At 42.1% G+C, this 13015-nt stretch carries 14 protein-coding genes; 11 read left to right on the top strand and 3 right to left on the bottom strand.

Annotated features, from left to right (window positions below):
* The first annotated feature begins 2 nt into the window (after window positions 1-2).
* From LLW17_RS07630 to LLW17_RS07620, 3 genes are all read left to right on the top strand, one after another.
* The gene (locus tag LLW17_RS07630; RefSeq protein WP_228229661.1) at window positions 3-731 is read left to right on the top strand and encodes a peptidylprolyl isomerase; all 729 of its coding nucleotides are present in this window, start codon (window positions 3-5) and stop codon (window positions 729-731) included.
* A gap of 12 nt (window positions 732-743) precedes the next feature.
* The gene (locus LLW17_RS07625) at window positions 744-1547 is read left to right on the top strand and encodes a hypothetical protein (protein WP_228229660.1); all 804 of its coding nucleotides are present in this window, start codon (window positions 744-746) and stop codon (window positions 1545-1547) included.
* Between the two features lie 329 nt (window positions 1548-1876).
* A complete protein-coding gene (locus tag LLW17_RS07620; RefSeq protein ID WP_228229659.1) occupies window positions 1877-2014 on the top strand; it encodes a hypothetical protein in 138 nt (45 codons plus the stop codon).
* A 35-nt stretch (window positions 2015-2049) separates the two neighbouring features.
* Here LLW17_RS07620 and LLW17_RS07615 read toward each other — a convergent pair whose 3' ends face one another.
* The 3 genes from LLW17_RS07615 to LLW17_RS07605 are packed head-to-tail and all read right to left on the bottom strand — an operon-like array spanning window position 2050 to window position 3950.
* Window positions 2050-2592, bottom strand: a complete 543-nt coding sequence (locus LLW17_RS07615; RefSeq protein WP_228229658.1) for a pyridoxamine 5'-phosphate oxidase family protein — start codon at window positions 2590-2592, stop codon at window positions 2050-2052.
* Window positions 2593-2595: 3 nt separating this feature from the next.
* Entirely contained in the window at window positions 2596-3228 is a 633-nt protein-coding gene (locus tag LLW17_RS07610; protein WP_228229657.1) for a trimeric intracellular cation channel family protein, read from the bottom strand.
* A complete protein-coding gene (locus tag LLW17_RS07605; protein WP_228229656.1) occupies window positions 3228-3950 on the bottom strand; it encodes an RDD family protein in 723 nt (240 codons plus the stop codon). Before LLW17_RS07605 ends, LLW17_RS07610 begins: the two co-directional genes overlap by 1 nt.
* Window positions 3951-4121: 171 nt before the next feature.
* Between LLW17_RS07605 and LLW17_RS07600 the strand changes: the two genes are divergently transcribed.
* The 8 genes from LLW17_RS07600 to LLW17_RS07565 all read left to right on the top strand — a co-directional run bounded on the left by LLW17_RS07600 (window position 4122) and on the right by LLW17_RS07565 (window position 12880).
* On the top strand, window positions 4122-5105 hold the full coding sequence (locus LLW17_RS07600) for a stage II sporulation protein M (protein ID WP_228229655.1): 984 nt from the start codon (window positions 4122-4124) through the stop codon (window positions 5103-5105).
* Window positions 5089-5946, top strand: coding sequence for a YciC family protein (locus LLW17_RS07595; RefSeq protein ID WP_228229654.1), 858 nt, complete (start codon window positions 5089-5091; stop codon window positions 5944-5946). Before LLW17_RS07600 ends, LLW17_RS07595 begins: the two co-directional genes overlap by 17 nt.
* Window positions 5946-6698 (top strand): DUF4129 domain-containing protein, encoded by a 753-nt coding sequence (locus LLW17_RS07590; RefSeq protein WP_228229653.1) that lies wholly within the window; start codon window positions 5946-5948, stop codon window positions 6696-6698. Before LLW17_RS07595 ends, LLW17_RS07590 begins: the two co-directional genes overlap by 1 nt.
* A complete protein-coding gene (locus LLW17_RS07585) occupies window positions 6695-7915 on the top strand; it encodes a DUF4350 domain-containing protein (RefSeq protein WP_228229652.1) in 1221 nt (406 codons plus the stop codon). The genes LLW17_RS07590 and LLW17_RS07585 overlap by 4 nt, the downstream gene beginning before the upstream one ends.
* On the top strand, window positions 7915-9000 hold the full coding sequence (locus tag LLW17_RS07580) for an AAA family ATPase (protein WP_228229651.1): 1086 nt from the start codon (window positions 7915-7917) through the stop codon (window positions 8998-9000). The genes LLW17_RS07585 and LLW17_RS07580 overlap by 1 nt, the downstream gene beginning before the upstream one ends.
* Window positions 9000-10340 (top strand): DUF58 domain-containing protein, encoded by a 1341-nt coding sequence (locus LLW17_RS07575; RefSeq protein ID WP_228229650.1) that lies wholly within the window; start codon window positions 9000-9002, stop codon window positions 10338-10340. Before LLW17_RS07580 ends, LLW17_RS07575 begins: the two co-directional genes overlap by 1 nt.
* A 143-nt stretch (window positions 10341-10483) precedes the next feature.
* Window positions 10484-11929 carry a S1C family serine protease gene (locus tag LLW17_RS07570; RefSeq protein WP_228229649.1) on the top strand — a complete coding sequence of 482 codons (1446 nt, stop codon included), beginning with the start codon at window positions 10484-10486 and terminating at the stop codon, window positions 11927-11929.
* Between the two features lie 276 nt (window positions 11930-12205).
* Window positions 12206-12880: a hypothetical protein gene (locus tag LLW17_RS07565; RefSeq protein ID WP_228229648.1), complete on the top strand. Its 675-nt coding sequence runs from the start codon at window positions 12206-12208 to the stop codon at window positions 12878-12880.
* Window positions 12881-13015: the final 135 nt, after the last annotated feature.

Below are 13015 nucleotides of genomic sequence, written 5' to 3'. Positions count from 1 at the left end.
CTATGCGTCAGTATATACGTTTAAGTCTTCTAGCTTTAGTGCTTCTTTTTGCCGGCTGTGAAGATAAAAAATCTAAAGAGAAAGCCACAGAGCCTGAAGTTGTCGAAAAAACCAAAGACAGCACGGCCGAAGATAAGGCCAAAGCTCAGAACGAAAAACTCAGGAAAAAGCCGGGTTCTATCGTAGAATCACAGGCCGATCTTATTCCCTTTCTCACCGAATACGGCAAGAAGAATCCCGAAAACCGCGTGCGCATCACCACCAAATACGGGGATATCGAACTAGAATTATTCCGCGATACGCCTTTACACAGGGCCAACTTTATTCTTTTGGTAAAGCAGGGCTATTTTGAGAATACCATGATACACCGCAACGCTATTGATTTTGTAGTACAGGGTGGTAACAGCGACGGGTATGAAACCCCGCGTAAGCGTATGCGTATTGGAAATTATTTGATCCCAAACGAAGCGTCTGCGGCGCATCCTCACGTACGTGGAGCCTTTTCTGCAGCAAAATACACCGAACAAAACATCAGCGATGCCTCCTCTCCTTTTGAATGGTTTATCGTAGTGCCCGAACGGGGTGCCCATCACCTGGATGGCGAGCATACGGTGTTTGGCCGTGTGACCAAAGGCATGGACGTTGTAGACCGTATCAATAAAGTAGATGTTGACGATAATGAATGGCCTATTGAAAATATTTATCTGGAAAAGGTTGAGTTGATCAAATAACACAGACTTGAATTGAAGTTTTTAAAATTTTGTCTGCACTTCATTCTGGTAGTGCTACTTAGCATTCTTACTCAGGTAGGTGGTCTTCTCTATTTAATTGTTGTTCTCGCTACGCGAAAAATTCACCGTTTTAAACTAATCAAGCAGATTGTAGTCTTTTTACTGGTCTATCTAATCTGTTCATTACTTCTGATTCCTAAGGTAGCTCCCTATTTTGGACGCGAAAAGCTCGAAACAACAGAGCATCTTCAAGCCCACTCTTTATTTTACGTGCTTGCTAATCGGGATTATGTAAAGCCGAAATTAAAAGAAGCTTTACAAGAAATTGCCCGTGATTTTTCGAAGTATGACCCGAATTTGACCGTCGTTTATCTGGATGCCAATTTCCCTTTTTTTGATGGTTTCCCGCTTTTGCCGCATTTGAGTCACAACGACGGCAAGAAAATAGATCTCGCTTTCATCTATAACGATGAAAAAGGTCGAGTTACTAATGAAAAACCCTCACGAAGCGGTTATGGTATTTATGAAGCTTCAAACTCAGGTGAACGTGATCAGACTCAAGCCTGCAAAGAAGCCGGATACTGGCAATATGATTTTACGAGGTATGTGAGTTTTGGTAATCGTAATCCCGAACTCACACTTTCAAATGAAGCTACAAAACAGCTTGTTAAACTGATTTTAAATCTAAAAGAGACGAGCAAGCTGTTTTTAGAACCGCATTTAGTACAGCGAATGAACCATTCTGATCCCAAAATTCGTTTTCACGGGTGCCGTGCTGTACGCCATGATGATCACATACATTTCCAGATCAACTGATTTCGATTTTATAATACTACTTACTTTTCTTTGCTTGTCCAAAGAAAAGTAACAAAAGAAAAGACACTTTTTCTTAGGCATTTTTGCCTTATCAGGCAAAACCGCAACAAGCCCCTAAATTTTCTCCAAGGCTTCGAAAATTTTTAACGGGGACTTTTTGCTATGCTGAAGAAAAAGAAAACCAAAGAATATTATTTTATACTCTTTATAAACGTCGATATTTCAATTTAAAATCCCCAACAAGCCACAAATTATAGGCCCCTATTTGTTCTTAGATAAAACCTACTTTTCACTCAAACAAGTGTATCTTAGAAGAATAGAATAAACGAATGAAATCAACTTTTCAATCACATAAACAAGTCCGGCAAAATTGGGAAAAAGCCTTTGAAAACATGAATCAGGAAAGTGACGATTCACTAATCATAGATGCTGTTTTTGAAAATGAGGAATTTGAAAAATGGGACTAAATCACTAATCAAAGAAATCTTCGTTGATTAAGTAATCACTCAAAAATCCCGGTTTTAAAACCGTCAATGCTTGTTTGGTTTTTCTCAATCCAGTAGTCTTTGATACCGGCGTCGCCTTTTTCTGCGGCCCAGGTTTTTAGGGTTTCACGTTCCCCTTTGTATTCCATAAACGGCACTGCAAAACCGCAGGAAGTTTGTACGAGATCGATGTTGAGTTTATAAATCTGGCGGGCACCTTCGGTATCACCAAAATGCTTTAAATAGGATTCAAACGCTGCATCCCGCGGATGGTACATTTCGGCTTTGCCGTATAAACGCAGAATAAGGGGTTTGCGTTCAAACGAACAAAACATAATCGTCATCCGCGAATCTTTCAGTAAATGCGCGGCCGTCTCATTCCCACTTCCGGTCATATTGAGCCAGATTACCTCGTTTGCATTAAGCACTGCAAACGTATCCATTCCTTTAGGGGAAACATTTACACGCCCTTCGGCAGCTGCCGTACCCACAAAAAAGAGATGCTGCTCCTCAATGAATTTAATAAGCTGATTGGTCAGCTCCGGTAGTTGCTTTCCCATAGTTTAATTGTTTTGCTCGCGCTCGGCCTGAGTATATATACTGGGCAATTGCAATTCATACACCACCGCCAGGGTGCGTACTACAACCACAGTAATCCCGGCCATTACCGCAGTAAGACCGGCCGTTACCCCTAGGTGAATAAGCCCTATATAAACCACACCTCCTAAAATACAGGCACTGGCATAAATCTCTTTTCTAAAGATCACCGGGATTTCATTACACAAAATATCGCGAATCACGCCTCCAAAACAGGCCGTTATCGTTCCTAAAGCCACGCAAATTACCGGGTTCAGATCGATGAGCAGTCCCATTTGCACACCGGTAATGGTATACAGGGCAATCCCGATAGTGTCAAACAAAAACAAAGACTTGCGCACGTAATGCAATTGTTTTCTAAAAATAACACCCACCACGGTTGAAACCAGTATGGTATACACAAACGTCGTGTTGAGCAGCCAGGTTACGGGCGACTTCCCAATGAGCAGATCGCGCAAGGTACCACCGCCCACAGAAGTCACGGTAGCGACAATGAGAATCCCAAAAAGATCCATACGTTTTTTGGTTGCCGTGATTACGCCCGAAATTGCAAAAGCGATGGTTCCCAGAATGTCGATAATATCTACAATAGGCTCCATTAATTCTGGGTGTAAAAATTATAATCCTTAAGTACGCGGTCTACAAAGGCGTAGGGCGTCTCATCTGGCGTCACCTGCATAGTCTTACTCAGCTTTTCGCTCAGTTTTAAAATGACGTTATGCTTCCCTTCGCGTTTGGCCTTGCTGTAAACCGTTTTGATTTTCTGCATATCTGCATCGGTAAAAACCGTTACCTGTGGGTATTTGGGCACATAATCTTCAGGAATGGTTTCCAGCAGGGTCTGGCCCAGGGTAACTCTCTTGCGCTCATTGATCACCGTGGTCCCGGCTGCGATATCCCCCAGACGCTGCCCTTTTCCGTTAAGCAAAATGGTAAAAACGGCAATCCCGCCACTGCTGAAACTGATGTCTATAATGCGCATCAGCCAGCGTACAAAATAGCTTCCAAAACCCGGTTTTGATCCGTCTAACTTCACCACGCGCAAACCAATGGCCGACTTACCCGGCGTGCGCCCGTCCCAAAAGGCTTCAAAAAGCAGGAAGTACAGAAAAGAAGGTATCCCGATGATCATAAAAAAGATCATAATCGAACTGCTTTCGTTAGTGTCTAATCCGAAGGCAGATACCAAAAACAAGGAAATGATCCAATACCCTATTAAAATCAGAGCGTCAATGATATAAGCGAGTATGCGATCGCCAATGCCCGCAACCTGTTGCTGAATGCTGATATTTTGTGCGGTTTCAATTTGAAAGTTATCCATGAATTCTTTTTCTTTACTCGAAAATCGGGATTTTTAAGTCCCAAAGCTTGCCTCAAAACAGTATGTTAGCTTAAATTACTGCCCTACGGTTATTTAAAATTTGAGAAAGCTGTTCTGAATGGTTTTGGCAGAGTCCGAAATGCTTCAGAATTCATTTTAAAACCCAAAACTATGCGCGAGGCTGCTTTCGTCAGGCAAAATAAGGATAAATGGTTAAGATTTGAAAACGTATTGCTGGGTAATAACAACGCACTTACGCCCGATGAACTTTCGGCCTTATATCTTGAAGTAACAGATCACCTGAGTTATGCCCGTACCTTTTATCCCGAAAGCAAAACCACCCAGTATTTAAACCATCTCGCGTCACGCTCGCATCAGAAGATTTATAAGACCAAACGCGAGTCGAGCCGCCGCTTTATCACCTTTTTTACGGAAGAATTTCCGCTGTTGATGTACCGCTATCAGCGTGAACTCCTGCTGTCTTTTCTGGTTTTTGCCCTGTTTTGCGTTGTGGGTGCTTACAGCGCTGCTACAGACGGCGCCTATGTGCGGAGCATTATGGGCGACGCCTATGTAAACATGACCCTTGAGAATATCGCGCAAAACGACCCGATGCGGGTTTATAAGGAAATGAATGAGGTCGAAATGTTTCTGGGGATCACCGTAAACAACATCAAAGTAGCCCTGATGGCTTTTATTTATGGCGTGCTCTTCAGTATTGGTTCGCTGTTTATTATGATGCGCAACGGCGTAATGCTGGGCTCGTTTCAATATTTCTTCTACGACAAGGGGCTCTTGTGGGAGTCTGTGCGCACTGTATGGATTCACGGTACTATCGAAATTTCGGTGATTGTGATTGCCGGTGCGGCCGGTCTGGTTTTGGGTAACGGTATTTTATTTCCCGGAACCTACAGCAGAGTCGAATCCTTTAAACGAAGTATGAAAGACGGACTCAAAATCGTGGTCAGTACCATTCCGTTTTTTATTATTGCAGGATTTCTGGAAGGTTTTGTGACCCGCCATACCGAAATGCCCGACTGGCTTGCGATTACAATCATCGGCCTTTCGCTGTTACTAATTCTGTTTTATTACGTCCTATACCCCCGAATAGCTTACAAAAAACACCAAATACAACTCCATGAACGATTACATTAACTTTAAAAGGCAACGCGAACTCGGCGAAATCCTCTCCGATACTTTTAAATTTTTACGCCAGGAATACAAAGGCCTGTTTAAGGCTTTGGTGCGCAATGCGGCAATCCCTTATATTCTTTTGATCGCCGCAGCGGGCTATTACGCCACGGTTTCTTCAGACATTTCCCTTTTTGACGGCGGAATATTCCGTATGGCTAATTTTCTGCTTCCGGCACTCATCCTGTTTCTAACCGTTCTTTTTTATTACGCGGTGATGTACGGGACAGTGCTTCAGTACATCAGATTGTATATCGAAAACGGAGGCGTGGTAGATCAGGAGCTTTTAAAAACCGATCTGCGAAAGCAATTGGGTTCGCTGGTAGGGACCACCTTTCTAATCGCGATCATCGTATTTTTTGGTCTGATGCTGTGTATTCTTCCGGGAATTTACCTGGCAATTCCGCTTTCTTTGGGTTGGGCGGTACTGGTTTTTGAAAACAAATCGGTAGGCGATGTTATTGCAGATTCGTTTAAGCTTATCAAAGGTGAATGGTGGATGACCTTTGCTACCTTGTTTGTGCTGGGCCTGCTGTTATACGTTGCCAATATCGTATTCTCCTTACCCGTAATCATCTATACCTTTGTAAAAGCCTTTACCTCTGCCGCAGAAATTTCAGAAGGAGACATAAGCAGCTTATTTGACTGGGTGTATTTAACACTAAGTGTACTCTCTTCGGCAGCGCAATACATTCTGGCCGTGATTTTTCCAATCGCGATTGCCTTTATCTATTATAACCTAAACGAAAAAGCCAATCAAACCGGTACTTTTGAAACGATAGACAGTATAGGTACAGACTCTTAATGCATCGATTTTTCTTCTACATATTTGTATTTCTGACCCTGAAATGCTTTGCAGGGCCACAAGATTCTACGGCTGTTGAAAAACCAAAAGTTGTTCAACAGATTCAGTACGACCGGGCACCGGCAACCCCGGTGGAATTTGACACCGAACAGATTAAAAAGTATGCCGCTCAGGACGAATTTAATTATGTGGAAGAAGAAGCGCCAGACAACATCTGGACGCGTTTTAAAACCTGGACCAACGATATCTGGAGGCGCTTTATAAACTGGATTCTTCAGGGAGAGGAAGCCACCGGCTTTCTGGGCTTTCTGGTACGCGCCCTACCCTACTTACTCGTTGCCGGAGTCGTAGCCCTATTGGTGTGGCTCTTTTTAAAAGTTGATTTGGGCGGCTCGCCGCTTAAAGGCCCCGATCTCAGCAAAGTCATACTCACCGATGAACAGGAAATCATCGAAAATCAAAATATCACCGAACTCATTGAAGCCGCGCTACGCGAAAAGAATTACCGCCTGGCCGTGCGCTTCTACTATTTATTATTGCTGCAAAAACTGGCGCAAAAAGAGCTCATTGACTGGGAAGTGCAAAAAACCAATGCCGATTATGTGTACGAACTCAAAGACGCCGGCCTGCGCACTACCTTTACCCGACTCACACGTGTGTATGATTTTATCTGGTACGGGAATTTTGAAGTAAATGAAACCGATTTTGCCAAAGCAGAAACCGAATTTAAAAAGAGCATTAACGCCTTATGAGTAAACGCTATAAAATACTCGCCGGGCTGCTCATCCTCTTTTTAGTGATTCTGGTGGTGGCCGAAGCTTCTCAAAAAGAGCCCTTAAACTGGTATGAGTCGTATGGGAAACAGGATAGAATTCCTTTTGGCACCTACGTCTTTTACGAGCAGCTCTCCTCGCTCATTGAAGAAGACCGGCTCGAGGAAGTCAAAATTCCGCCCTATGAGTTTTTGATGGACAGCCTCAATCAGCCCAAAGGCACGTATTTCTTTGTAAACTCCTTCATCTATAACGATGAGTTTGAAACCCGAAAGCTGCTCAACTGGGTAGCTCAGGGCAATACGCTGTTTATGGCTTCTGATGGATTTAGCGAAGTTTTGGAAGACACCTTAAATCTGAAAAGCGATTATACCTACGACAACGACAACCTGATCAAACGGCCGCTTGTAAACCTGAGCAATCCGGCGCTACGCGGCAAGCTTCCGTATATTTTAGACAAGGATTATTCTGTAGCCTATTTTAATAAAATCGACACTTTAAATACAACCGTTCTGGGGGTTGCAGACATCATCCGCGATGAAGATTCCACCCGCATTAAAAAACCCAAAGTCAATTTTATCAAACTGCCTTTTGAAAAAGGCGAGATCATTCTGAGCACCTTTCCGCAGGCATTTACCAACTATTTTATGCTGAATGGCAACAATGCGGCCTATACCTCAAATATACTGTCGTATTTGCCTAAAGACGGGACTGTCTATCTGGATATGTATTATAAAAACAGTAAGGCCGTAGCCGTATCGCCGCTGTTTATAATCCTGAACAACAAATACCTCAAATGGTCCTGGTACACGCTGTTGCTGGGCGCCCTGATCTGGGTGATCTTTGAAGGCAAGCGCAAGCAGCGCAGCATTCCCGTGATCAAACCTTTGCCTAACAACACACTTGACTATACCCGCACCATTGCCGGGATGTATTTAGATAAAAAAGAAAACCGCCAGATCGCCACGCACCAGATCAATCATTTTATGGAATACCTGCGCAGCACTTATGTTTTGGCGACAGACCGGCTTAACCGTGATTTTATTGAGCGCCTCACGGCGAAAAGCGGAAAGCCCCTCGACATGGTTCAAAATACTATAGATTATATCGTAACCATCAGGCAAAAGGCCGAATTGAGTGAAGACGAACTCATACGCCTCAACAGCCTGATCGAAAATTTTAAAACTACCCATTGATGGAAGATTCAACGCCTTTAGAAAACGGGCAAACGCCTGATCATAACCCGGAAGAAACCCCGCAAAACACGCCTGAGCAAAGTCCGGTAGCTTCACAAGAAACACCGGAGTCTAAAAATCTGGAGTTTCAAAACCGCATTCCGCTTGACGAATTACGCGACTCGGTTGCCGCACTTAAAGCCGAACTGGCCAAAGTGATCGTAGGTCAGCACGAGTTTGTAGAACTGCTTATCGTCGCCCTGCTTGCCGATGGCCATGTGCTTATTGAAGGCGTTCCCGGAATCGCCAAAACGGTAACCGCCAAGCTCTTTGCCAAAACCCTCAGCACCGGGTTTAGCCGTATTCAGTTTACGCCAGATTTGATGCCGAGCGACGTATTGGGAACTTCGGTGCTCAATATGCAAACCAGCAATTTTGAATTTAAACACGGCCCTATTTTCTCAAATATCGTGCTGATTGACGAGATTAACCGTGCGCCCGCCAAAACTCAGGCTGCGCTTTTTGAGGTGATGGAAGAACGCCAGATCACCATAGACGGGACCCAGTACGATCTGGAAAAGCCCTTTATGGTTCTCGCCACCCAAAACCCCATCGAGCAGGAAGGTACCTATGCCCTTCCCGAAGCCCAGCTCGACCGTTTCCTCTTTAAAATCAAGGTGACCTACCCTGATCTGGAAGATGAGATTGCGATTCTAAAAAGTCAGAATCAGCTGAGTGGCGCGGCCACTGCTGTAATCGATGCGGTTCTCACTCCGGCGAAGCTTCAGGAATTCCGGGAGCAGACGGGTCAGGTTTTGGTGGAAGAAAAAATACTCAACTACATCGCGCAGATCACGGTAAAATCGAGAACGCATCCGCATTTGTATCTAGGTGGTTCGCCACGTGCCTCCCTGGCGATTTTAAAGTCGGCCAAAGCTTTTGCAGCCATCAACGGCCGCGATTTTGTAACACCCGAAGACGTAAAACGCTCGGTAACGCCCGTATTGCGGCATAGAGTAATCCTTTCGCCAGAACGCGAAATGGAAGGGATGACACCCGAAACGGTGATTGATATGCTTGTTCAATCTGTAGAAGTACCCCGCTAGTGCGTCTTATAGCCTTCATAAAAAGTCTGTATTTTGACCTTAGGGTCTTTTACGTGCTGAGCGCGCTGGTGGTGCTGTTCCTGTTTTCGTACTGGTACCACAGCCTGTTTCCCATTGCTTCGGTAGGTATGCTGCTGCTGGGAATCGCCGTGCTTTTTGACGCGATCACCCTCTACAAGAAAAAGGAAGGCATTAGCGCTACGCGAAAACTTCCCGAGAAATTCTCCAATTCCGATGTTAACGAGGTGCCCTTGCAACTCACCAACCGCTATCCCTTTAAAGTCGCTTTTGAAGTGATTGACGAGATCCCGGTGCAGTTTCAAAAACGGGACTTTCTAAAAACCGGAAGCATTGCAGCCGGTGAAAAAACCCGTATTACCTACGGCCTGCGCCCGGTAGAACGCGGGGTCTACACCTTTGGGCGGTTGAATGTTTTTGTAACGAGCCCCGTGAAGCTGGTGAAGCGCCGCTATGTGTTTGACAACGGGCAGGCGGTAAAAGTCTATCCGTCGTTTATACAGATGAAAAAGTATGCCTTTCTGGCCATAGACAACAAGCTGACGCAGTTTGGTCTTAAGAAAATACGCCGTATAGGGCATACGATGGAGTTTGAACAGATTAAAGACTATGTGAGCGGCGATGATGTGCGCACCATCAACTGGAAGGCGACTGCCAAACGCGGCGATCTGATGGTCAACCAGTTTCAGGATGAGAAATCCCAGCCCATCTACTCGATCATCGATGCCAGCCGGGTGATGAAAATGCCCTTTGAAGGCCTTACCCTGCTGGATTACGCGATAAACTCGACGCTGGCCTTTAGCAATGTGGCGCTTAAAAAGAACGATAAAACGGGCCTGATTACCTTTAGCAACACGATCATAAACCATCTGGCCGCCAGCAGTAAAAAAACCCACCTCAATACCATTCTCGAGGTCTTGTACTCCATACAAACCCGTTTTCTGGACAGTGATTTTGGCCGTCTGTATGCCGAAGTCAAACGCAAAATCACCCACCGCAGCCTGTTATTGCTGTATACCAATTTTGAACACGAAAGCGCCCTGCAGCGCCAACTCCCCTACCTCAAAGGCCTGGCTCAAAAACACGTACTGGTCGTGATCTTTTTTGAAAACACCGAGCTTACCGAGCTGATCGCTAAAAAGGCCGCAAACACCCCTGAGATTTACCACAAGACCATCGCCCAGAAAATGGACTATGAGAAAAAGCGTATGGTTAAAGAACTGGAACGCCATGGTATACAAACCGTACTCACCAAACCCGAAGACCTTACCGTAAACACCATCAACAAATACCTGGAGATCAAAGCCCGGGGGATTTTATAGAGGTTTTAGGTTAGAATGAGGATTTCCGTAAGGGGAAGTTATCACGGTGCGATATCTTTATATGTTTTAGTCACTTAATAATTTTCATAATATTTTTTCTAAAAAGCCAAGTAAGAAAACATTAAAAACTAAAGTTAAACCGTATGAACCTCAAATACCTTTTTATATTATACAGCCTTTTCTTATCGATACCAGTCTTTGGACAGAAAAATCTTATTCTAAAAAGTGATGGTAAACTAAAGCAATCAGAATATATTTTCAGTGAAGTAATTGAAATAATACCAGCTGGTAATCAGGTAAAAATTATTTCAGGCCCCTCTAGTGGAATTTATAAAGTAAGATATAATGGTAAGACAGGTTATATTAATGAAATATATTTTGAAAGGGCTGGAATAGGCGGTGAGCCCTCCAAATTACCAAAAAAATCTAACCAAATATCTTCACCTAAAACTAATTGGAAAGAATCTGAAATTAAGAATCAGTGGTCCATTAATGGAATGGAAGAAATCGAAGGGATATATGAATCTGTTGGTTCATATTCTGATGTCAAAGTACCTTGTACTAATGCTTATGGACAAACTCTCTGCTATATGACTTGGAGAAATTACGAAGTAAAATATAAAGTCGCATTAGTTAAAGCAAATAATGATTACAAACTGATATATCTATCTGGAAGTCCACGAGGATCTGAAAAAGTTGATGGTTGCAATTGCGATGGCAAAAGGTACATAGCTCCTGCGAATAATAAATGGATAAGTGGAGAAGTTAAGGCACGCCTCTATAAAACAGCGACCCCGGATTTTTATAAGTGTGACTGGTATATGGGGGATAAATCCTTGAATTCTGACAGTTACATATCTTTTGATAATTACGCATATTTTAAATTGATTTTATCAGGAAGTGAAAGTACTTTTATTAAACTTTATCCTACAGTTGATGACAGAATAGAAAGCAATGATAACATGCAAAAATCCTCAGGATCAGGTTTTGCTTTATCATCTAATGGTCTTATTGCAACTAATCAACACGTCGTAGAAGGCGCGAATACAATTAAAGTTCGAGGTATTAAAGGAGATTTCACTAAATCATATTCTGCTAAAATATTGGTAGAGGACAAAAACAACGATATTGCAATAATCAAAATTACTGACTCCAATTTCACTTCTCTAGGACAAATACCATACTCATTTGATAATGAATTGGCTGATGTTGGAAAATCAGTTTACGCTCTGGGCTATCCATTACGAGCCAGTATGGGTGATGAGGTAAAACTTACAAACGGAATAATTAGTTCAAAAACGGGTTTTCAAGGCGACATCACTACTTATCAAATTAGTGTCCCAGTGCAACCCGGAAATAGCGGAGGACCACTTCTAAACCTAGAAGGTCAAATAGTGGGTATAATTAATGCTAAACATCTTGGGGCTGAAAATGCTTCATATGCCATAAAAACGAGCTATTTGATGAATTTAATGCAAATTTTGGATACCATTCCATTAATTCCCAAATCAAATATGATCTCCAATAAAGAATTAAGTGAACAAGTCAAATTTGTGAAGGAATTCGTATATATTCTGGAAATAAATTAATAAAGTAAACTTTTCTTAATCGCTTAAGAAATTAAACCCCACGGCATCCAAACCGTAATTACCAAAACCGAAAACCTTACTATAAACACCATAAACAAATACCTTGAAATCAGAGTACTGGGGGTTTGTAGGATTCTAGGTTAGAATAAGTATTTACTGAACAAGATAAATAGCAATTTTTAAATATAATTAATTCCCTAATAAATTTTACAACAGATAATATATCAATTGTAAATTCACAGGATTGTTAATTTCACCTTACCAATAATTTGAAATATGTCCAAAACTCAAAACTTAATAAACCTTTTAGAAGCACTGGAGAAAAAGGAATTCGATAAAATAGTTAAGATTTATTTAGCTAAAGAGTTTAATTTCAAAAAAATAGTTTTCACAGATGGAAAGGATGATACCGGGCTAGATATTCGCGTTTTTGACTTTGGACAAAAAAAAGTTCAATATCAATTAACGGTTCAAAAATCAGCAAACAGCCATCAAATGAATGGGTTGATAAAAAAAATATTAGAGGATCTAGAAAAGGCGAAAAATAATCATGAGAAGTACGGTTTTGATAATAAATTATTTTTCTTTTATTCCAAAGAATTGACCAATAAAAGAATTCGAGAACTGGAAAAAATAGCTTTTAAAGATTATGGTATAAACCTTGAAATCATCGAGGCAAATAGAATTGCCGAGGAGTCTGATAATATCATAGAAATTCAATCCGAGCTATATCAATTAAACGGATTAGATAAATTTAAAGTAGAAGATTCGTCCTTTGAAAATAATCTTTTATATGACCTTTTATCTTTCGGTAGACCTACAGAATTTAAAACGCAGGTTATTGACTCTTTTATGCTCCAATTTTTTTATAAATCAGATGAGAATATTAGTAAGGACGAATTAAAAGCTGAGCATCCCCCCATTTGTAGGGCAGTTTTCAGCTTAAATTAAGTTCCGGCTATATTGACTAAGCTGCTTTTTGTTGTTTGTTTAAATACTTTACCAGCGGTATTTCGTTTTCTATTCCCTGATGCCTTCTTTTTGTATTGTAATAACTAAAATACGTTTTTAATTGTTGGTATAGAT

The sequence above is a fragment of the Leeuwenhoekiella parthenopeia genome, assembly GCF_020782115.1.
GTDB classification, from domain to species: Bacteria; Bacteroidota; Bacteroidia; order Flavobacteriales; family Flavobacteriaceae; genus Leeuwenhoekiella; species Leeuwenhoekiella parthenopeia.
The sequence above is the reverse complement of the archived record's forward strand: the minus strand, read 5'-3'. Positions and strand labels throughout refer to the sequence as shown.